The 22,610-nt window shown below is 33.6% G+C and carries 13 protein-coding genes and 2 pseudogenes; 11 read left to right on the top strand and 4 right to left on the bottom strand.

Annotated features, from left to right (window positions below):
• Nucleotides 1-31: 31 nt before the first annotated feature.
• The 9 genes and pseudogenes from B4I81_RS09020 to B4I81_RS08970 form a co-directional block, all read left to right on the top strand.
• Complete coding sequence (locus B4I81_RS09020; protein WP_291109838.1) at nucleotides 32-3,043, top strand: tetratricopeptide repeat protein; 3,012 nt, start codon at nucleotides 32-34, stop codon at nucleotides 3,041-3,043.
• Nucleotides 3,044-3,110: 67 nt separating this feature from the next.
• A complete protein-coding gene (locus tag B4I81_RS09015) occupies nucleotides 3,111-4,865 on the top strand; it encodes a TonB-dependent receptor (RefSeq protein ID WP_291109836.1) in 1,755 nt (584 codons plus the stop codon).
• Between the two features lie 101 nt (nucleotides 4,866-4,966).
• Entirely contained in the window at nucleotides 4,967-5,416 is a 450-nt protein-coding gene (locus B4I81_RS09010) for a hypothetical protein (RefSeq protein WP_291109833.1), read from the top strand.
• Nucleotides 5,417-5,650: 234 nt separating this feature from the next.
• Nucleotides 5,651-7,267 carry an asparagine synthase B gene (asnB, locus tag B4I81_RS09005; RefSeq protein ID WP_291109831.1) on the top strand — a complete coding sequence of 539 codons (1,617 nt, stop codon included), beginning with the start codon at nucleotides 5,651-5,653 and terminating at the stop codon, nucleotides 7,265-7,267.
• A 260-nt stretch (nucleotides 7,268-7,527) separates the two neighbouring features.
• Entirely contained in the window at nucleotides 7,528-9,468 is a 1,941-nt protein-coding gene (gene gyrB / locus B4I81_RS09000; protein ID WP_291109829.1) for a DNA topoisomerase (ATP-hydrolyzing) subunit B, read from the top strand.
• Nucleotides 9,404-10,469: pseudogene (locus B4I81_RS11860) on the top strand (DUF6588 family protein). Before gyrB ends, B4I81_RS11860 begins: the two are co-directional and overlap by 65 nt.
• Before the next feature lie 27 nt (nucleotides 10,470-10,496).
• Complete coding sequence (locus tag B4I81_RS08980; RefSeq protein WP_291109822.1) at nucleotides 10,497-11,429, top strand: malate dehydrogenase; 933 nt, start codon at nucleotides 10,497-10,499, stop codon at nucleotides 11,427-11,429.
• A 302-nt stretch (nucleotides 11,430-11,731) separates the two neighbouring features.
• The gene (gene secDF, locus B4I81_RS08975) at nucleotides 11,732-14,653 is read left to right on the top strand and encodes a protein translocase subunit SecDF (RefSeq protein ID WP_291109820.1); all 2,922 of its coding nucleotides are present in this window, start codon (nucleotides 11,732-11,734) and stop codon (nucleotides 14,651-14,653) included.
• 260 nt (nucleotides 14,654-14,913) lie between these two features.
• Nucleotides 14,914-15,195 (top strand): annotated as a pseudogene (locus B4I81_RS08970) (hypothetical protein); the annotation flags it as partial.
• 47 nt (nucleotides 15,196-15,242) lie between these two features.
• Here the strand turns inward: B4I81_RS08970 and lgt are convergent.
• The 4 genes from lgt to folE form a co-directional block, all read right to left on the bottom strand.
• Complete coding sequence (gene lgt, locus B4I81_RS08965; protein ID WP_291109817.1) at nucleotides 15,243-16,175, bottom strand: prolipoprotein diacylglyceryl transferase; 933 nt, start codon at nucleotides 16,173-16,175, stop codon at nucleotides 15,243-15,245.
• Between the two features lie 257 nt (nucleotides 16,176-16,432).
• On the bottom strand, nucleotides 16,433-16,690 hold the full coding sequence (gene yidD, locus B4I81_RS08960; protein WP_291109816.1) for a membrane protein insertion efficiency factor YidD: 258 nt from the start codon (nucleotides 16,688-16,690) through the stop codon (nucleotides 16,433-16,435).
• A gap of 46 nt (nucleotides 16,691-16,736) precedes the next feature.
• Nucleotides 16,737-18,221 carry a cysteine--tRNA ligase gene (gene cysS / locus B4I81_RS08955; protein ID WP_291109814.1) on the bottom strand — a complete coding sequence of 495 codons (1,485 nt, stop codon included), beginning with the start codon at nucleotides 18,219-18,221 and terminating at the stop codon, nucleotides 16,737-16,739.
• Between the two features lie 61 nt (nucleotides 18,222-18,282).
• Nucleotides 18,283-18,954 carry a GTP cyclohydrolase I FolE gene (gene folE / locus B4I81_RS08950; RefSeq protein ID WP_291109812.1) on the bottom strand — a complete coding sequence of 224 codons (672 nt, stop codon included), beginning with the start codon at nucleotides 18,952-18,954 and terminating at the stop codon, nucleotides 18,283-18,285.
• A 156-nt stretch (nucleotides 18,955-19,110) separates the two neighbouring features.
• Here folE and B4I81_RS08945 point away from each other — a divergent pair, with 156 nt between their 5' ends.
• Nucleotides 19,111-19,524: a hypothetical protein gene (locus B4I81_RS08945; protein ID WP_291109809.1), complete on the top strand. Its 414-nt coding sequence runs from the start codon at nucleotides 19,111-19,113 to the stop codon at nucleotides 19,522-19,524.
• A 7-nt stretch (nucleotides 19,525-19,531) separates the two neighbouring features.
• Nucleotides 19,532-22,610, top strand: a 3,079-nt coding sequence (locus B4I81_RS08940; RefSeq protein ID WP_291109807.1) for a gliding motility-associated C-terminal domain-containing protein, incomplete at its 3' end; no start/stop codon positions are given.

Below are 22,610 nucleotides of genomic sequence, written 5' to 3'. Positions count from 1 at the left end.
TTATATTTGGAACTTATAAATAACGAATCACATGATAAAGTATTTAAAACTTTCTTTTTTAATGGTGTTTTTTTCGGGAACACTTTTAGCCCAACAAACTTCTGTTTACACGCACGAATTAACTGAGTTTAATCGCGCTGTAGAATTGTACAAAGACAAACAGTATCAAGCAGCTCAAATTCTATTCGATAAAGTAAAATCGAAAACCGATAACATGGAAGTAGAATCGGATTGTGCTTACTATATTGCCAATTGTGCGATTCGTTTGGACCAAATGGGAGCCGATGTTTTGGTGGAAAGTTTTGTGGAAGATTTTCCCACGAGTACGAAAACAAATCAAGCCTACATTGAAGTAGCGCATTACTATTTTGATCAAGGAAATTATCCAAAATCATTAGAATGGTTCGACAAAGCGGATTCAAACAATATGTCGCAAGCCGAAAGAGAAAAGTATAATTTCCAGAAAGGGTATGCTTATTTCACTGCTAAAAACACAAAAGAAGCTACAAAATACTTCAACCAAGTAGTAAATTCGAAGACTTTTGGAAGTCAGGCGAAATATTATTTAGGTTACATGTCTTATGAAACAGATGATTATAAAAGTGCAAATCAATATTTCGAGCAGGTTTCTGACCAAGACAAGTACAAAGAAAAAATGGGCTATTTTCAAGCCGATATGAATTTCAAGCTTGGAAATTTCCAAAAAGCCATCGATTTAGGTTTAGAGCAAATGCCTAAATCAAAAGGAGAAGAAAAAAGTGAATTGTCTAAAATCATTGGAGAAAGTTATTTCAATTTAAAACAATACGATAAAGCACTTCCCTATTTATTGGCTTACAACGGTAAAAAAGGAAAATGGAATAACACTGATTTTTACCAATTAGGTTACACGTATTACCAACAAAAAGATTACGAAAATGCCATTTCGCAATTCAATAAAATTATTGGAGGAAATGATGGTGTTGCTCAAAACGCTTACTATCATTTAGCAGAAAGTTATTTAAAAACCGATAAAAAGCAACAAGCATTAAACGCTTTCAAAACGGCTTCTGAAATGGAATTTGATTTGAAAATTCAAGAAGATGCCTATTTGAATTATGCGAAATTGAGTTACGAAATCGGAAATCCATATAAGTCGGTTCCGGAAGTGATGAATGATTACATGGCGAAATATCCAAATACACCTTACAAATCGGAAATCAATACGTTGTTGATTAGTTCGTATATCACTTCAAAAAACTATAAAGAAGCATTAGTTTTATTGGAAAAAAATAAATCTCCAGAAAATAAATTAGCGTATCAAAAAGTAACGTTTTACAGAGGTTTGGAATTGTATACCGATGGCGATTACAAAGGTGCTTATGCCTTATTTAAAAAATCGTTAGCCGAAAACAAAGATGCAAAATTCACCGCAAGAGCAACTTTTTGGAAAGCCGAAACTGAATACAATTTGGACCAATTTGAAGAAGCAAAATTGAGTTTCAAACAGTTTTTAAATTCGGCTGAAGCTTCAAATACGCCTGAATTTGCTAATGCCAATTACAACTTAGCGTATTCGTATTTCAAGTTGAAAGAATATGAAAATGCGATTCAATATTTTGATGCTTACACCAAATCTTCTAAAGAGGATAGAGTTCGTTTAACGGATGCGTATTTACGTTTGGGTGATTGTAATTTCATGGCTGCAAAATATTGGCCAGCTATGGATGCATACAACAAAGCTATCGATATGAAAAGTGTTGATGCGGATTATGCAGCTTTCCAAAAAGGAATCAGCTATGGATTTGTAAGCAAACCAGACCGAAAAATTGAAGATTTAGAGAAATTCTCAAAAACGTTTCCAAATTCGCAATATGCAGATGATGCTTTGTATGAGTTAGGGAATACTTACGTGAATCAAAATCAAAATGATAAAGGAATTAGTACTTACGACCGATTAATCAATGGATACAAATCAAGTTCGTATGTAGCAAAAGCGATTTTAAAACAAGGTTTGATTTATTATAATTCGAATAAAGAAGATTTAGCTTTAACAAAGTTCAAAAAAGTAGTAGCCGAATATCCAAATTCACCAGAATCTATCGAAGCGGTTTCAACTGCGCGTTTAATTTATGTTGATAAAGGTCAAGTGGATGAATATGCGGCTTGGGTTAAAACTTTATCGTTTGTAGAAGTTTCAGATGCCGATTTAGATAATGATACTTACGAATCTGCCGAAAAACAATACTTGCAAAATAACAACAAACAAGCAATTTCAGGATTTTCAAGTTATGTAAGCAAATTTCCAAACGGAATTCATGCTTTAAAAGCGAATTTCTACTTAGCACAATTGTATTTTGCTGATAATTTGGAAGCAAATTCTGTGAAACATTATGAGTTTGTAGTTTCAAAACCAAGAAATGAATTTACAGAACAAGCTTTGGCTCGTTTGTGTCAAGTGCATTTGAAAGCTAAGAATTATGACAGTGCGATTCCAGTTTTAAAACGTTTGGAAACCGAAGCTGATTTTCCACAAAATATAACCTATGCGCAGTCTAATTTAATGAAATCGTACTACGAAAAACAAGATTACACTAATGCCGTTGTGTATGCCGATAAAGTATTGAAAAACGACAAAATCGACGATAGAATTAAAAGTGATGCTCAAATTATCGTAGCGCGTTCGGCTATTAAAACGAATGATGAAGCTAAAGCCAAAGAAGCGTATGCTAAATTGCAAAAAATCGCAAAAGGCGAATTAGCAGCTGAAGCTTTGTATTACGATGCGTATTTCAAAAACAAAGAAGGTAAGTTTGAGCCATCGAATGTTGTGGTACAAAAAATCGCTAAAGATTATTCAGGTTATAAATATTACGGAGCGAAGAGTTTGGTAATTATGGCGAAAAACTTCTACGGATTAAAAGATAGTTTTCAAGCGACTTACATTTTAGAAAGTGTAATTGAAAACTTCAAAGAATATACAGATGTAATCGAAGAAGCGCAAAAAGAACTGGATTTCATCAAAGGAGAAGAAGCAAAACGTAATTCATCAATCACAAATTAATAAAAATAAGATAATTGTCATGCTGAACTCGTTTCAGTATCTAGCATCTCATTTAAAAATATAGAACATGAAGAAATTAAATATAATCGCCATAGTTTTAGTTGTATTCGGAATTCAATTTTCATTTGCTCAAGTAAAAGATGAAAACATTGGTTCGGAAGTGGTAAACATTGTAAAACCTTATACACCCACTATTTCAGATGCTTTCAAAGTGAAAGAAACACCTGTTTTAGAAGATGAAGAAGAGCAAAAAAAGGAACCTATTCAATATAATATTTTCTCATTTCCGGTAGCATCAACATTTACGCCAGCAAAAGGAAAAGCCGCAGGAGTAGATAAAACCGAAAAAGAAAAATTATACAACAATTACGCTACTTTAGGTTTTGGAAATTACCCAACAATCAATGCAGAATTGTTCATTACACAAAATTTAAGTAGAACTAGTTATGTAGGTGGAATGTTACGTCATTTGTCGTCTCAAGGCGGAATTAAAGATTTGGTTTTAGATGATAAATTCTACAACACCAGTTTAGATGTAACGTACGGAGTTCGAGAGCGCGATATGAGTTGGAATGTAGATTTAGGTGTGAAAAACCAAATTTACAATTGGTACGGTTTACCAACAGAAACCATTTTCTTTGATGACGCTACAATTGCAGGAATCGATTCAAAACAAACGTATAATACAATTGCTTTAGGCGGAAAAATGAGTTTCAAAGACGGAATTTTTAATGATGCTAGCATGCAATTCAAACGTTTTTCGGATGGATTGGATTCGGGAGAAAATCGTTTCTTCATCAAGCCTAATTTCGATTTTGATGTGATGAGTCAAAAAGTAAAAGCAGATTTCGTTGTGGATTATGTAGGTGGAAGTTTTGATAGAATGTACGATGTTGATTCGGAGTTAAAATATAGCAATATTATCGCAGGAACAAGACCAAGTATTTTATATCAAAAAGATGATTTGTCTGTTCAAATTGGAGCAGGAGTGTACTATGCAACTACAAAAATTAACGGAGAAAGTGATGGAAAAATCTTTGTTTATCCAAATATTAAAGCGTCATACAAATTAGTAGGTGATATTTTAGTAGCTTATGCTGGAGCTGAAGGAGATTTAGAGCAAAATTCGTATGCTGATTTCGTAGATCAAAATCCATTTGTGTCGCCAACAATGTCAATTGCACCAACCGATAATAAATACGATTTGTATGTTGGGATGAAAGGAAAATTGGCAAATTCAGTAGCATTCAATGTGAGAGCTTCAAATAAAAATCAAGCTGATAGAGCATTATTTGTTAGCAATGGTTTTGATGGAACGGGAACGAATACAAACGGTTATGCTTACGGAAATTCATTCGGAATAGTATATGACGATTTAAATACGCTAAGCATTTTCGGAGAATTAAAAGCTGATTTTTCTAAAAATGTAACTTTCGGAATCAACGGAACCTACAACAATTATTCAACCGATTCGCAAGCGGAAGCATGGAACTTACCTCAATTAAAAATTGGTTCAACCGTAGATTTTGATATCAATGAAAAATGGTACGCAGGTGCGAATGTGTTTTTTGTTGGTGAAAGAAAAGATATTGTAACGATACAAAATGATATCCTAGTTTTTCCAGCGACTTTTTCACAACAAGTGGTAACTTTAGAAAGCTATTTCGATTTAAACGCGCACGTAGGCTACAAATACAACGCTAGATTAACCGCTTTCTTAAAAGGAAACAACTTAGCCAACCAACAATACAACCGTTGGGCAAATTTCCCAGTGCAAGGAATCCAGGTGTTGTTAGGGGCGAATTATAAGTTTGATTTTTAAAATACGTAACCACAAAGTTCACAAAGGTTTACACAAGGTTCACAAAGTTTTTTTGTGTCCTTAGCGCCTTCTTTGTGCCCTTTGTGGTTAATCTTTTCACCATGACATTCAAACAAAAAATAAAATCCCATTACCAAAACCTATTATCGGAGAAAATAAACGATTTGCGTTTTATGATTTCCGATTTGGCTCAAGATGCGCAAAACGATGCGAAAGGTTCGGCTGGCGATAAGCACGAAACCGCTTTGTCGATGATGCATTTGGAGCAAGAAAAACTCAATCAAAAATTAGCAGAAATCATCGAACAAAAAAATGTTGTGGATAAAATCGATGCGGATGCAATTCATACCAAAATAGCACTCGGAAGTTTGGTTCAAACCAATGAAATGCTATTTTATATCAGTGCTGCTCTACCAAAAATCCAACTCGAAAATAAGACGATAATTGCTGTTTCACCACAATCGCCATTAGGAAGTCAATTAATGGGTAAAAGTCTCGGAGATGAGGTTGTAATTAATAGTAATCGATTCCAAATTAAATCCATCGAATAAAACAAAACCACTCACTCGAGTGGTTTTTTTATGATTTGTAACTAAAACAAACGTAAAACAATATTTCTGATTTATAATATAATTAAAAAATTAATTTTTAGTTTTAATTTATAACTAAAATTAATTTTAAGGTTTATTATTTAAACTTATATATTCAATTTTGCTTCATCAAACTAAGTGAATTAATTCTTTCACTTAAACAATTAAACATTTCAACGATTAAACTTAAAAATTATGTGCGGAATATTAGCCATTATAGGGAAAGGAAAAGAAGCAACATTAGTGCAGCAATTATCAAAAAGAATGAGTCATCGTGGTCCAGATGAAAGCGATATTCATGTAACTGAGAAAGGTCACATTTTGGCGCACGAGCGTTTATCAATTGTCGATTTACACACAGGAAAACAGCCCATTCAAGGAACAGATTCCGCTTGGATGGTACATAATGGCGAAATATACAATCACAAAAAGTTAAGAGAGACGACTTTAAAACATCACACGTTTAGAACAACATCAGATTCAGAAGTTATAGTGCATTTGTATGAAGAATTTGGTTACGATTTCTGTGATATGTTGGACGGAATTTTTGCTCTAGTAGTTATCGATGGAGATGATTATATCGTAGCTCGTGATCCACTAGGAGTAAAGCCTTTGTATTACGGAATGGATGAAAGAGGTCGCTTGTATTTTGCTTCCGAAATGAAAGCGATTACCGACCAATGTAAGTCTTTTTCAACATTTCCTCCAGGACATTATTATACCGAAAAAACCGGTTTTGTTAAATACTACAAACCAGAATGGGAAGCACATGAAAAAGCAGTTGAAAAATTAGATTTACAAGCTTTAAACGCAAGTTTGACACAAGCGGTAGAAAAACGTTTAATGTGCGATGTACCATTTGGAGTTTTACTTTCTGGTGGATTAGATTCGTCGTTAATTGCATCAATAACGTCAAGATTGTTAGAAGGAAGTGGTCAAGAATTGCATTCGTTTTCTATCGGATTAGATGCTTCGGCTCCGGATTTAATTGCAGCAAAAAAAGTGGCAGATTTCATTGGAACTACACATCACGAAATTCATTTCACAGTCGAACAAGGAATTGAGATTTTAGATAAGTTAATTTGGCATTTGGAAACGTATGATGTAACGTCAATTCGTGCGAGCACACCAATGTACTTTTTGTCAAAAGCAATTACGGATAAAGGAATCAAAATGGTATTGTCAGGCGAAGGTGCTGATGAAATTTTCGGTGGTTATTTGTACTTTAGAAATGCGCCATCGGTATTGGATTTCCAAAAAGAAACCATCGAACGAGTTCAAAAGTTGTTTACAGCCGATTTACTTCGTGCGGATAAATCAACTATGGCACACGGTTTGGAAGCAAGAGTTCCGTTTTTAGATAAAGCGTTTTTGGATTTAGCAATCAAAATTCGACCTGAAGAGAAAATGCCAAAAACTTATGACGGAATTGAAAAATATATTTTACGAAAAGCATTCGATACACCCGAAAGACCCTTTTTACCCGAAGCGATTTTATGGAGACAGAAAGAGCAGTTTTCTGATGGAGTAGGTTACAACTGGATTGATACTTTAATTGAGTATTGTTCAAGCCAAGTAACAGATGATGAATTTGAAAAAGCAAAACTGTTCTTTCCTTATAACACGCCAGTTACAAAAGAAGCGTTTTATTACAGAAGGATATTTCACAAGCATTTTCCACAAGAAAGTGCGGCACAAACGGTTCGTAAATGGATTCCAAAATGGCAAGAAAACCAAGATCCAAGCGGAAGAGCAAATGCTGCTCACGTAAAAGCGGATGTATCAATTGCTGTAGAAAAAGAAGTGGTTTAGTATTTTTTATTAGGTTTGTTGTTTTGAAAGACCTCTTTAATTGCGTTTTAAAGAGGTTTTTTTATTTCTTCTGTTTTGAGGAAATTAAAAAATAGTCAAAAATTGAAAATAAGGCGATTTTTATTCGATTTAAGACACTTTTGTTTAAAATTAACAAATGTTAATAACTTAACCATGAGTTGCCATGGTTTTTATTTCTTCTTTTTATCTAATTACCTATATTTGTTGATATTAAAAATACTTTATTTAGCATAAATATTATGAGTGAAGAAAATAAAAAAGGGAGTTATTCAGCCGACAGTATTCAGGCATTAGAAGGAATGGAGCACGTAAGAATGCGTCCTTCCATGTATATTGGAGATACTGGAGTTCGTGGATTACACCATTTAGTTTATGAAGTTGTAGATAACTCTATCGATGAGGCTTTAGCAGGACATTGTGATACGATTTATGTAGCCATTAATGAAGATAATTCTATTTCTGTTGAAGATAACGGACGTGGAATTCCAGTAGATATTCACAAAAAAGAAGGTGTTTCTGCTCTTGAGGTTGTAATGACTAAAATTGGAGCAGGAGGTAAGTTCGATAAAGATTCTTATAAAGTTTCTGGAGGTCTTCATGGGGTTGGGGTATCGTGTGTTAACGCACTTTCTGATCATTTAAGAGCTACAGTTCACAGAGAAGGTAAAATTTACGAACAAGAATACGAAAGAGGAAAAGCGCTTTATCCGGTAAAGCAAATTGGTACTACAGACAAGAGAGGAACAGTCGTTACTTTCAAACCTGATGGTACTATTTTTACGCAAACTTTAGAATATTCTTACGATACATTAGCGGCTCGTTTACGTGAACTTTCTTTCTTGAATAAAGGAATTACTATCACGTTAACAGATAAACGTGATATCGATGATAAAGGACAGCCAAGAACAGAAACTTTCCATTCTCAAGAAGGTTTAAAAGAATTCGTTAAGTTTTTAGATGGAAACCGTGTGCCAATTATTGGTCACGTAATTTCAATGGAAAACGAAAAAGGCGAAATTCCAGTTGAGGTAGCTTTGATTTATAATGAAAGTTATACAGAGAACATCTTTTCTTATGTAAATAATATCAATACACACGAAGGAGGAACGCATTTGCAAGGTTTCCGTATGGGATTAACGCGTACGTTGAAAAAATATGCAGACGCTTCTGGATTGTTAGATAAATTGAAATTCGAAATTTCGGGAGACGACTTCCGTGAAGGTTTAACTGCGATTATTTCGGTAAAAGTAGCAGAACCTCAATTCGAAGGTCAAACCAAAACTAAACTTGGAAATAGAGAAGTAGTTTCTCCTGTTTCACAAGCAGTGGCTGAAATGCTTGAAAATTATTTGGAAGAAAATCCAAACGATGCGAAAATCATTGTTCAAAAAGTAATTTTGGCAGCTCAAGCGCGTCATGCAGCGAAAAAAGCGCGTGAAATGGTACAACGTAAAACCGTTATGGGCGGTGGAGGTTTACCAGGTAAATTATCCGATTGTTCGGAACAAGATCCAGCAAGATGTGAGATTTTCCTAGTTGAGGGAGATTCGGCAGGTGGAACTGCAAAACAAGGTCGTGATAGAGCGTTTCAAGCGATTTTGCCTTTGCGTGGTAAGATTTTGAACGTAGAAAAAGCGATGCAACATAAAGTATTTGAAAACGAAGAGATTCGTAATATTTTCACCGCTTTAGGAGTTACAGTAGGAACAGAAGAAGATAGCAAAGCGTTGAATTTATCAAAATTAAGATATCATAAAGTAGTGATCATGTGTGATGCCGATGTCGATGGTTCTCACATTGCTACTTTGATTTTGACGTTCTTCTTTAGATATATGAAAGAGTTAATTGAAAACGGACACGTTTATATTGCAACTCCTCCTTTATATATGGTGAAAAAAGGAAATAAAAAAGAATATGCTTGGACGGATGATCAACGTGATATAGCTAACGAAAGAATGGGTGGAAGTGCCGCAATTCAACGTTATAAAGGTCTTGGGGAGATGAACGCTGAGCAATTATGGGAAACTACCATGAATCCTGATTTCAGAACGTTACGTCAAGTGACTATCGATAGCTTATCAGAAGCGGATAGAATCTTCTCCATGTTAATGGGAGATGAAGTACCACCTCGTAGAGAATTTATTGAGAAAAATGCTGCTTACGCTAAAATTGATGCATAAAGCGGTAACTACATTAGGGTTGATTATGGCATTCCTTTTTACACAAAAAAGTGAAGCTCAAACTTCTCCACAAGACATTCAACAAATAGGGTATCTGTTATCAGATGCCCTTTTGTATTCTCAGCAATATATAGTGCCGGCTACTGATGCTGCGGTTTATCAAGCTTCAGCAGCTTGGGTAATGTCACCTAAAAAACGAAAAAAATGGGATGTAAATTTAGGTTTGCATACTAATATTTTCTTTGTTCCAAAAGCGGATAGAACATTCCAAATTCAAAATTCTGATTTTCAATTTTTTGAGATTGAAGGCGCGACTTCAGCTACAGTTCCAACGGCTTTAGGAAACGATAATCAAGTGTATTTGGTAGGGGAATTAGGGGGAGAGCAAGTGCGTTTCAAAACACCTGAAGGAATAAATCAAGAAACGGTAATTTATCCCTATTTCAAGGAGGAATAGAATTGCCTTACGGATTTGAGTTTATCGCTCGATATTCAACCAAAACCAAACTGAAAAGAGGTGATTATCAAGTGTACGGTTTCGGACTAAAGCATAATTTTAGTCAATATTTTTCAAAAGTAGAAGCTAAGAATATTCATTTTTCGGCTGCGGCTATTTATTCAAAAGAAGATATCAGTTTTGATTTTTTAGATATAAATACAGCTTATGGAAATTTAGGAATCAATAATTTGAATGGTTTGGTAGATACCTTTAATTTTCAATTAAGTGCTTCAAAAGAATTCAAACGCTTGAGTTGATTACCAATTTTATCCTGAATCACAGCGCATTTGAATATGTTGTAAGTGGTAATAAAGGTTCTATTGAGGAAGTATTTCCAGTTCAAAATATAATTAATGGACTTCTAAAGCGAGTTGCAAAAGACAAAACTAATATTTTAGGAGAAATTTCGGGTAGATATCAAATAAGCAAAATTTATCTGCAAAGTTCAATTGCTTTTGGTAAATTTGTAAACGGAAATATTGGTGTTCAATATCAATTTTAATTTAACAATTTTAATATACACAACAAAATGAAAGTAACAATAGTTGGTGCGGGTAACGTAGGTGCAACATGTGCAGATGTTATTTCGTACAGAGGAATTGCAAGCGAAGTAGTATTAGTAGACATCAAAGAAGGTTTTGCAGAAGGTAAAGCTATGGATATTATGCAATGTGCTACTACAACTGTATTCAACACACAATTAAGCGGAACAACAGGAGATTATTCTAAAACAGCTGGAAGTGATGTAGTAGTAATTACATCAGGTATTCCAAGAAAACCAGGAATGACACGTGAGGAATTAATCGGAATCAATGCTGGAATCGTTAAATCGGTTGCGGATAACGTATTAACTCATTCTCCAAATGCAATTATTGTTGTAGTGTCAAATCCAATGGATACTATGACGTATTTAACGTTGAAAGCTACCGGATTACCTAAAAACAGAGTAATTGGAATGGGTGGAGCTTTAGATAGTTCTCGTTTCAAATATTATTTATCAAAAGCATTAGACAAACCAGCTAATGATGTTCAAGGTATGGTAATTGGAGGTCACGGTGATACTACTATGATTCCATTAACACGTTTAGCATCTTACAATGGTGTTCCAGTTTCTAATTTCTTGTCTCAAGCAGAGTTAGATAAAGTAGCTGCTGATACTATGGTGGGTGGCGCTACTTTAACAGGTTTATTAGGAACTTCAGCATGGTATGCTCCAGGAGCTTCTGTAGCTTATTTAGTAGATAGTATCTTAAACGATCAAAAACGTATGATTCCATGTTCAGTATTTTTAGAAGGCGAGTACGGACAAGAAGATATTTGTATGGGAGTTCCATGTATTATTGGTAAAAACGGTGTTGAGAAAATCGTTGATGTACAATTAAATGATGTTGAAAAAGCATTGTTTGCTAAGAGTGCAGATGCAGTTCGCAACATGAATGCTGATTTGAAATCAGTATTGTAATTTTACATCAAAATAAAAATTGAAAAACTGTCAAGAAATTGGCAGTTTTTTTTTGTTATAATCATTTTTAAAATAATATTTTGGGTCGTTCTTTTTTGCTAAAAATTCGAGTTTTTAACAATATTTTCTGTTTTGTGAAATACTTTTTTATGTTGCAAGTATTTCATTTTTAAGGAATAATGTGTTTTTTTAGTGAAACTTAGGTAAAAAGGTTACTTTAATCGAAAATAAAATTGCTAAATCCTATTGTAAATTATATATTTGTCCGTTTTTATAAAATAGAATAAATAAATTTTAGAATAATGCAGAATAGAGGACTTATTAAATTTTTCGCAATTATCTTTGCTTTGGTATGTGTATACCAGCTTTCTTTTACTTTCGTAGCGAATAGTATTGTTTCTGATGCAAAAGCTTTTGCAAAAGGTGATACAGCTAAAGAATTACGCTATTTAGATTCTATCGGTAAAGAAGAAGTATACTTAGGTCATACTTACAAAGAAGTTACTAATAACCAAATCAACAAAGGTCTTGACTTAGAAGGAGGATTAAACGTTATTCTTCAAATTTCAGTTAAAGATGTTTTAAAAGGATTGGCTAATGATTCTAAGAATCCAGCTTTCAATAAAGCACTTGCTGATGCAAAAGCAAACCAACAAGGAAATCAAGATTTCATTGATGCTTTCTTTGTGGCAGCCAATGCTGCTAATGTAAGATTATCAGCTGCTGATGTTTTTGGAAACAGAAACTTAGATGAGGTTATTAAGTTTGATATGACTAACAAACAGGTTGAGCCTATTATCAAACAAAAAGTTCAAGAATCGGTAGAAAGTGCTTTCAAAGTATTAAGAGAACGTATAGATAAATTTGGAGTTACTCAACCTAATATTCAATTATTAGGAAACTCTGGTAGAATATTAGTTGAATTACCAGGAGCAAAAGATGTTGATCGTATTAAAAAATTATTACAAAGTACGGCTCAATTAGAGTTCTGGGAAACTTATAAAATTGAAGAAGTAGGTCAATACTTAATGTCGGTTGATGAGGCATTAAAGAAAACAGAAGTAGCTGTTAAAGCTGCGCCTGTAAAAACTTCAGGAATCGATTCGTTATTAACAGATAAAGCAGATACTACTGCTTCAAAAAACAGTCCTTTTTTAGGTAAAATGGTTGCTCCAGGTATGCAAGGTTCGCCTTACATAGGAAGTTTTGCTACAAAAGATACGGCAGTTATTAATGGGTATTTAAAAAGAGATGATATCAAGGCTTTATTACCAGCTAATTTGGCTAATGTAAGATTTGCTTGGGGAAAAACTAATGCAAAAACACCTGAAGTTACTGAATTATATGCTTTAAAAGGAACAAGAGATAATGTTGCGCCATTAAGTGGTGGTGTAATTGTTGATGCAAGAGATACTTTTGATCAATTAGGTAAACCTGCTGTTTCAATGCAAATGAATGGAAATGGTGCTAGAAAATGGGAACAAATAACAGGAGCCGTTTCGCAACAAGGAAATGCAATTGCAATTGTATTAGATAATATTGTTTACTCTGCACCTGGTGTAAGTAAAGGAGCAATTACTGGAGGTCAATCAGAAATTTCTGGAAACTTCACAATTGAAGAAACAAAAGACTTAGCAAACATTTTAAGAGCAGGTAAATTACCAGCTGCTGCAGAAATCGTTCAGTCAGAAGTGGTAGGGCCATCATTAGGTCAAGAAGCTATCGATAATGGTATGTTGTCTTTCGTTATTGGTTTCGCATTAGTATTATTATGGATGTTAGTTTACTATGGTAAATCAGGATTCTATGCAAACTTAGCTTTATTAGTAAACATTTTGTTCATTTTTGGAACATTAGCAAGTTTTGGTGCTGTATTAACATTACCAGGTATTGCGGGTATCGTATTAACAATTGGTATGGCGGTAGATGCTAACGTAATCATCTTTGAAAGAGCTAAAGAAGAATTAGATAATGGTAAATCAGTTCAAGAAGCTACTGATTATGCTTTCACTTGGAAAGGTGCGATGTCATCTATTATTGATGCTAACGTTACTACTGCAATTACTGCAATTATTTTATTAGTATTTGGTACAGGACCAATTCAAGGTTTTGCTACTACATTATTAATTGGTATTATAACTTCTGTTATAACAGCCGTTTTTGTAACTAGAATGTTCTTAGATTGGAGTTTAAGCAGAAATGAAAAATTAGCATATTCAACTTCATTAACTAAGACTTGGTTTAAAAATTTAAATATCGATTTCTTAGGGAAAAAGAAAATTGCTTACGTGGTTTCAGGTATTTTAGTAGCATTGAGTATTTTCTCATTAGCAACTAAAGGATTAAATCAAGGTGTTGATTTTGTTGGAGGTAGAACTTATCAAGTACGTTTTGATAAACCAGTTTCTGCTCCAGATGTAACGGCTGATTTAGTAGCTGTTTTCGGAAGTGCTGAAGCAAAAGTTTATGGTGGAAACGACCAGTTAAAAATCACTACCAAGTATAAAGTTGACGAAGAAGGTGAAGGAGTAGATAAAGAAGTAAACCAAAAATTATACGAAGGTTTAAAGAAATATTTACCAGCTGATTTAACTTATGATAAATTTGCAAATCTTTATGAAGGTAAAAAAGTAGGTATTTTATCATCTGCAAAAGTTACTGGTACTATTTCTAAAGATATTAAAACAAACTCTTTATGGGCAGTTTTAGGTTCATTATTTGTAGTATTTGTTTACTTAATGATTAGTTTCCGTAAATGGCAGTTTGGTTTCTCAGCTGTAATTGCAGTTGCTCACGATACAATCATTGTATTAGGTATTTTCTCTTTCTTCTATACAATTTTACCATTCAACATGGAGATTGACCAAGCATTTATCGCTGCTATCCTAACGGTAATTGGTTACTCGTTGAATGATACGGTAATTGTATTTGATAGAGTTCGTGAGTACTTAGATTACAATTCATCACCAGATTTCAAAGGATTAGTAAACAAAGCGTTAAATACTACATTAAGTAGAACTATCAACACATCTGCTACAACTTTAGTGGTATTAGTAGCTATCTTCATCTTTGGAGGTGAAACGATTAGAGGTTTCGTATTTGCTATCTTAGTAGGTATCTTAGTAGGAACTTATTCTTCATTGTTCATTGCAACTCCGGTAATGCAAGATACAATTGGTGAAAAAGAAGGTCGTAGAATGGCTGAATTTAAAAAAGAAGACTAATCAATTAGTTTCAACATATAAGAAAGTCCTGATTTGTTTCAGGACTTTTTTTATATATTTATATTTCTAGAATTGATACTTATGAAAATTAAATTTGTTTTGATTGCGCTATTGTTTGTGTTCTTGTCCTGTAATAAGAACAAAGTCTATCATGATTTTGATTCCAATTTTGATAATAATCGTTGAAATGCATCTGATGTTAGAGTGTTTGAATTTGAAAATACGAAATCAGAAGGTATTTGTGACTTGAAACTTCATTTCGGTCATGCAATGGGTTTCAGTTTGAAGAAGTGCCTTTAGAAGTCGAAATTAAGGTTCCTGATGGTGAAATGGAAATGCTTCCTGTTACAATTAAACTAATTGATGATTCTGGAAAGGATTTAGGTGATTGTTCTGGTGATATTTGTGATGTTTTTCAAACCATAAAAACCTTTAAAAACCTAGAAAAAGGAAAATATAAAGTGGCTATCAAAAGTAAGTTTGCAGGGCCTTATTTACCGAATGTTCTCGGTGTTGGGATTGTAATTGAAAAGCAAAAATAAAAAAGGCGGTTAGTATTTCTAACCGCCTTTTTGTATGTATTATTTCATTAAGCTTCTTTAACTTCTTTTGCTTTCCAAACAAAGTAAATTCCAATAAATATAAACGGAATACTCAGCCATTGCCCCGTTGAAAGTGCATTGAATATTGGATATTGCTCAAATCCACCTTGACTTTCCTTCACAAATTCTACTACAAAACGAATCGACCAAAGTAGGATTAAAAACAATCCAAATAAGTAACCTGCTTTGTTTCTTGCTTCTGTTTTCCAATATAAAAACATCAAAATAGCAAAAACAAAAACATAACAAATAGCTTCGTATAATTGTGCTGGATGTTTTGGGGTTACAGCAGCTAAATATTCTGCAAATTGAGGGTTGTTAGTAATAGCACTGTAGGCTTCGTTTTTATCTCCAATTTGTGTTATTTGCATAGCATCGTTTGCACTATATTTATCTCTTAAAAACTTAATTCCGAAAGCTGAAGTAGTTTCAGTTCCTACTATTTCTGAGTTGAAAAAATTTCCTAAACGAATAAAAATCGCACCTAAAGAAACCGGAATTACAATTCGGTCTAAAATCCATAAAAACGAACGTTTGATAACTCTTCTTTGAATGTAAAACATGGTTATTATAATTCCAATTGCCGCACCATGACTCGCTAATCCAGCAAAACCAGTGAAATGTAATGTAGGTTTGGTGCTAATTGGTAATAAAATACTCAACGGGTCTTGATTGAATAATTCTGGTTGATAAAAAATTACATGTCCCAATCGAGCTCCCAACATAGTGGCTACCAAAGTGTAAACAAATAACTTATCTAAAGATTCTACCGATTCGTTTTCTCTTAAAAAAATAGGTTTCATTACATACCAACCTAATCCAAAAGCCAATACCCAAGAAAGGCTGTAAAAACGTAACATGAAAAATCCTAAATCAATCCCTTCAGAAGGATTCCAAACCATATTGAGTGCGTGAATCATAATTTTTTGTATCTGATTAAAGCGTAAAAATAAATATTATTATTGGGAAACTTGTTAAAATTCCGATAAGAAATTTTTTCAAGAACAATGACAATTTCAAAAATCAATTTCAAACCTGAAACCTGAAGCAAATAATCAGGAACACAGATTAAAGAAATTTAAATAATTTTAAAAATCAGAATAGCAAAACGCTCTGTGAATCTCTATTAAACTCAAACAAAGTCAAAAAAAGCTCTGCGAACCTCTGTGTAATAAAATCAAGGCACTGGATCATAACCGCTTCTTCCCCAAGGATGACAACTAAAAATGCGTTTCAAAGCTAACCAGCCACCTTTAAACAAACCATGTTTTTGCAAAGCTTGAATGGTATACGTAGAACACGTAGGTTCAAATCGACAAGTAGCCGGTGTAAAAGGAGAGATGCCAGCCTGATAAAATCGCACCAATAAAACTAATGGGTATACTAACCATTGTTTGACTGTTTTTGGATATTTCGATTGGTGTTGGCTACACATAAGTATTGATTAAAAAAAAGAACCTCAATTGAGATTCTTTGTATTGTTAAAAGGTAAAACTAGTTCCTTCTTTTCCGTCTTTTAATTGAATGCCTAAAGCTAATAATTGGTCGCGAATTTGATCCGATAAAGCAAAGTTTTTGTTCGCTCTCGCTTCGTTTCGCATTCCAATTAACATTTCAACAACGCCACTTAATTTTTCTGTGGTATTTGAATTTCCTGAAGCTTCATTGCTAATTCCCAATACATCAAATAAGAAACTTGAAATGGTATTTTCTAAAAGTTGAATATCTTCCAAAGTTAACGATTCTTTTCCGTCGTTTACCAAATTAATATAACGAGCACCTTCAAACAATTGGGCAATTAAAATCGGAGTGTTAAAATCGTCATTCATCGCATCATAACAACTTTGCTTCCAACTTGCAATATCTAAAGTAGAAGTAGTACTAGCTTTCAACATCGGAATTAATTTATACGATTCCATTAAACGGCTATACCCTTTTTCACTAGCTAACATCGCATCGTTAGAAATATCTAAAACACTTCTGTAATGCGCTTGTAAGAAACAAAAGCGTACAATATTTGGTGCAAATGGTTTTTCAAAAAACGTATTTTCACCCGTAACCAATTCCATCGGAAGAATATAATTTCCTGTCGATTTACTCATGCGCAAACCGTTCATGGTTAACATATTAGTGTGCATCCAAAAATTCACAGGCGAATGTCCGTTACAAGCTTTTCCTTGCGCTACTTCACACTCATGATGTGGGAATTTCAAATCCATTCCACCACCGTGAATATCAAAGGTTTCGCCCAAGTATTTGGTGCTCATTGCTGTACACTCTAAATGCCAACCCGGAAAACCTTCACCCCAAGGCGAATTCCAACGCATAATGTGTGCTGGAGAAGCGTTTTTCCAAAGTGCAAAATCTTGTGGATTTTTCTTTTCACTTTGCCCGTCTAAATCGCGTGTGTTAGCAAAAAGTTCTTCGATGTTACGGTTACTCAATTCGCCATAATTCATTCCTTTTTGGTTGTAAGCAAACACATCAAAATAAACCGAACCATTGCTTTCGTAGGCAAATCCAGTATCAATTAATTTTTGAGTTAACTCAATTTGCTCTAAAATATGTCCCGTTGCAGTTGGTTCAATCGTTGGAGGAAGAAAATTAAATATATTCAAAACCTTGTGAAAATCCACCGTATATTTCTGTACAATTTCCATAGGTTCCAGTTTCTCCAAGCGAGATTGTTTTACAAAACGGTCGTTATCCACATCACCATCATCGGTTAAATGTCCGGCATCGGTAATGTTTCTAACGTATCTAACTTTATAATCTAAATGTTGTAAATAACGGAAAATCACATCAAAACTCATAAACGTACGTACATTTCCTAAGTGCACATTGCTGTAAACAGTAGGGCCACAAACATACATGCCAATATTTCCTTCATGAATAGGAGTAAAGGTTTCTTTCTCGCTAGAAAGCGTGTTGTATATTTTTAACGTTTGATTTTTGTATAATTCCATTTTTGTGATTGCTCAATATTTGTGATAGCTTATCTTAAAATTCTGATTTTAGAATCCTAAATTAAAACTGTGTATCTAACTTTATATAGTCTAAAAATTCTCTACGAACTTTATCTTCTTTGAATTTTCCGCCAAATTCAGCAGTAACAGTACTACTTTCGATATCGCGAATTCCTCTAGAATTTACGCATAAGTGTTTGGCATCAATTACACACGCTACGTCTTCAGTTCCTAGTACTTTTTGAAGCTCTTGAACTATTTGAATATTTAAACGCTCTTGTACTTGAGGGCGTTTTGCATAGTAATCTACAATACGATTCATTTTGGATAAACCTACAACTGTTCCATTAGATATATAAGCCACATGAGCGCGACCTACAATGGGAAGTAAATGATGTTCGCAAGTTGAATACACTACTATGTTTTTTTCAACTAACATTTCACCATACTTATATTTATTATCAAATGTAGAAGAACTTGGTTTTTTATTTGGATTTAATCCGCCGAAGATTTCTTTTACAAACATCTTAGCCACACGATTAGGTGTTCCTTTTAAACTGTCGTCAGTTAAGTCTAATCCTAATGTGTTTAAAATATTTTCGACATCTTTTTTTATCAACTCAATTTTTTCATCATCGGAAATAGAAAATGCATCATCTCTTAAAGGAGTTTGAGCACTTGTAGCAATATGGTCGTTTCCTATTTCGTCTTGAAAATCTTCGTTTGGTATCATTATGAAAAATTAATTTTAATAGCAATTTTAAGTATTGCAAAGATAAATAATAAACTTTAAAAATAATTTGTAAATGTTAATTATTAAAAAAAAAGTGCATAGCTTTAAATTTTTGTTAAATTTGTGGTTCTATAAACTAATAATCAAACTATAAAAATGAAAAAAGTATTACTTTTTGGCATCTTTTTGTTTTTTCAATTCGGTTTTTCTCAGACTAATTTGAATGCTAATGATGCACTTCTAAAAGGAGTCAAACTTGAAAAGTACCCAGACTCAAAATTTAATTATATTGATAATGTTAAGATTTCTTGGGATTTTTCTAATGTAGACATTACCAATAAAAAGGTTTCAATTGAAGTTGTAACAATTTATGATTGTTTTAATGGAGAAAATGCCTCTGATTTTAAGGAAACAATTAATGTTTTAAATGAAGATAATTTTACGGTGAGTGGATTTCGTGACTTAATTCATTTAGATCTCCTAGCAAAATGTTTTAAATGGAGAATACTATCTGTTGAAAACGGAGAAACAAAAGTTTCTGAATGGTCTTATTTATCATTTTTAAAATAGTTAAATCATGAAATTATTTTACAAAATTTTCTTTTTATTGAGTTTAAGTTTTGCCTTTGCACAATCTCCAGATTGTTCAACCGCATCAGCAATGTGTTCTGGGCAAGGTGGTCCTTACAATAACACACATCCTGGAACACCAGGTGGAAATCAAACTGGTTATGGTTCAATAACTGCTTGTGGTGGAAGTGGAAGTCATGGGAATAATGGTTCACTTAGTTCAACACCTAGACCAGCATGGTTTACATTTCAAATTGGTCAATCAGGGCCTATAGATTTAAATTTACAGCAGTTTAATATGTCTGGTACGGGAATTGATGTTGATTTTGCCTTATGGGGTCCCTTTTCAACTAGCAATTTGTCTACAATTTGTACTAGTTTGTCTGGTTTTAGTGCTCAAACTAATCCTGCAAATAATCATCCAAGTGTTGGTTATACCGGTCCTTGTAATTTGGTTGATGCGAGTTATAATTCAACATACAATGAAACTGTTCACTTTCCTAATGCTATCGCAGGAGAAACCTATTTGTTATTAGTTACAAATTATAGTACTCAGCAAGGAACGTATACTATAAATCAAATTAATGTTACTCCAACATCAGGTCAAATTTCTTGTAATGTAGTATGTGGTGTTAATTTAGGTCCAGATCAATTGTTTTGTAGTCAATTTATTTCGAGTTATACTTTGGTTGCCAATTTCAACCAAGCTCCAACGACACCGGGTACACCTACTTATTCATGGTATTTAGGTGGAAATTTACAAGCTACAACAACAACAAATAGTTATACCGTAAATCAAAGTGGAACATGGTCTGTAAGTGTAATTCGACCAGGATGTTCTGATGTTGCTACTGATGAAGTTGAAATCAGATTTGCAGCTCCACCAGTACTTAATGCGCCAAATAATTTAAATGCTCCAAACGGTGCGTGTAGTCATACGTTTAATTTGCGTGATGTAGAACTTGATATGTTGAATCCAGCATTACCATCTAACTATGTTATTAAATACTATTTAGATGAAGGGGATTGTTTTGCAGGAAATGGTAATTTTATTGTTGATCCTACAGCCTTTACTGTTAGTAGTACAACAACGATATATGTCAGAGTTGAAAATCTTGGAAATCCTTCATGTAGTAATTCTGAACAATATTTTGATGTAGTTATAAATTGTATTCCTACAGCATGTTCAATTAGTTTGTCTTCACCAGCTGGAACTAACAATCAAAATATATGTCAAGGAGATGCATTGACTAATATTTTATATACAACTTCTGGCACAGTAACTAATGTAACAGTTTCAGGTTTACCATCAGGTTTAACTACTAATTTTTCTTCTAATACTTTTACAATCAGTGGTACGCCAACTCAAACGGGAACGTTTAACTATACAGTAACTACAGTGGGTTGTTCTCCTGAGTTGTCACAAAATGGTACTATTGTTGTTAATAGTATACCTTCAGTACCTGTTATTAGCACGACGTTGCCAACTTGCTCCTCTGATGGTGTAAGTACTATTACCAATTATAATGCAGCTGCATCATATGTGTTTTCACCTTCTGGTCCTACAGTAGGAGTTGGTGGGCTTATATCAGGAATGACTCTTGGTACATCATACACGGTTACAGCTACTGTTGGAACTTGTACTTCAGCAGCGTCATCTCCTTTTGTTAATAATTTAATGCTAACTACTCCTAGTACACCTACTGTTGCTGTTCAATCTGAAACATGTGCTTCAAATGGATTAGCTACAGTAACAAATTATGATGCATCATTAACTTATACTTTTAATCCAACAGGTCCTTCTGTTGGTGCTTCTGGTGCTATTTCAGGTATGGTCCCTGGAACTAATTATACACTTGTTGCTTCGAATGGGTCTTGTACTTCAATTGCTTCTTCTTCTTTTAGTATTAATGCAATGTTGGTTACACCAGCTATACCAACTATAACTACATTGACTCCAACATGTGTTGTAGATGGTTCAAGTACAATTTCTAATTATAATTCAAGTTTAACTTATATATTTACACCAGCTGGTCCTTCTGTTGGCGCGGGTGGTGCAATCATTGGAATGGTTACAGGAACTAGTTATACCGTTGTTTCTAATAATGGGGTTTGTACATCAGTTTCTTCAGTTCCATTTACAAATGCATTACAATTAACTATACCAGTTATTCCGACTATTTCTGTTGCTGCACCTACTTGTTCATTAAATGGAGTTGCAACAATTACAAATTATGTAGCAGGTTTAACTTACGTTTTCACTCCTTCTGGTCCATCAGTTAATTCATCAGGTGTTATTTCTGGAATGTCTGTAGGTGTTAATTATATTGTTGCAGCAAGTAATGGAAGTTGTTCTTCGCCAGACTCATCTGTTTTTTCAATTGCAGCTATGTTAACAAGTCCTTCAACTCCTATTATTTCTTCTGTTTTACCAACTTGTACTCAGCAAGGAAGTTCTTCAGTTTCTAATTATAATACTTCGTTGAATTATACTTTTACTCCAAGTGGTCCTTCAATAGATGCTACAGGATTAATATTAGGAATGAATATTGGAACAACTTATACTTTAGTTTCTTCTGATGGTACTTGTTCATCATTAACATCTTCAAGTTTTTCTAATTTAGATGTTTTAAGTAGTCCTTCTGAGCCAACTTTATCAGTAGAAAATGTTCTTGTTTGTTCAGGAGAAAGAGCAATTTTTGTATTAAATGGAACTCCTAATAATGTAATTACTTATTCAATTGATGGTGGAAGCCAACAAGAAATAACACTAAATACGCAAGGTTCTGGAGTTGTTGAAGTTGTAACTTCAAGTGCAAATGTTTCAATTCAATTGTTAAATATAAACAATGGAAACTGTTCTTTAGCTTTAACAAATTCTGCAACAGTTGCAGTTCAGCTTTGTTCTATACCAAAAGGTATTTCACCAAACGGAGATGGCAAAAATGATGTTTGGGATTTATCTAATTTTGATATTAAGAAAGTGGAAATATTTAACAGATATGGAACTAAAGTTTATTCTAAATCAAATTATGAAAATGAATGGCACGGTCAATCTGATAATGGTAATGATTTGCCAGATGGAA

It is taken from the genome of Flavobacterium sp. UBA6195, assembly GCF_002422095.1.
Lineage (GTDB): Bacteria > Bacteroidota > Bacteroidia > Flavobacteriales > Flavobacteriaceae > Flavobacterium.
Note: the sequence above shows the minus strand (reverse complement) of the source record. Positions and strands in the feature narration are given on the sequence as shown.

Coding starts and splice junctions, on each gene's coding strand:
- cysS (WP_291109814.1), bottom strand. CDS start 18,221: ATGGAATTATACAAAAATCAAACGTTAAAAATATACAACACGCTTTCT.
- gyrB (WP_291109829.1), top strand. CDS start 7,528: ATGAGTGAAGAAAATAAAAAAGGGAGTTATTCAGCCGACAGTATTCAG.
- B4I81_RS08945 (WP_291109809.1), top strand. CDS start 19,111: ATGAAAAAAGTATTACTTTTTGGCATCTTTTTGTTTTTTCAATTCGGT.
- B4I81_RS09010 (WP_291109833.1), top strand. CDS start 4,967: ATGACATTCAAACAAAAAATAAAATCCCATTACCAAAACCTATTATCG.
- B4I81_RS09020 (WP_291109838.1), top strand. CDS start 32: ATGATAAAGTATTTAAAACTTTCTTTTTTAATGGTGTTTTTTTCGGGA.
- yidD (WP_291109816.1), bottom strand. CDS start 16,690: ATGTGTAGCCAACACCAATCGAAATATCCAAAAACAGTCAAACAATGG.
- asnB (WP_291109831.1), top strand. CDS start 5,651: ATGTGCGGAATATTAGCCATTATAGGGAAAGGAAAAGAAGCAACATTA.
- B4I81_RS08980 (WP_291109822.1), top strand. CDS start 10,497: ATGAAAGTAACAATAGTTGGTGCGGGTAACGTAGGTGCAACATGTGCA.
- secDF (WP_291109820.1), top strand. CDS start 11,732: ATGCAGAATAGAGGACTTATTAAATTTTTCGCAATTATCTTTGCTTTG.
- lgt (WP_291109817.1), bottom strand. CDS start 16,175: ATGATTCACGCACTCAATATGGTTTGGAATCCTTCTGAAGGGATTGAT.
- B4I81_RS09015 (WP_291109836.1), top strand. CDS start 3,111: ATGAAGAAATTAAATATAATCGCCATAGTTTTAGTTGTATTCGGAATT.
- folE (WP_291109812.1), bottom strand. CDS start 18,954: ATGATACCAAACGAAGATTTTCAAGACGAAATAGGAAACGACCATATT.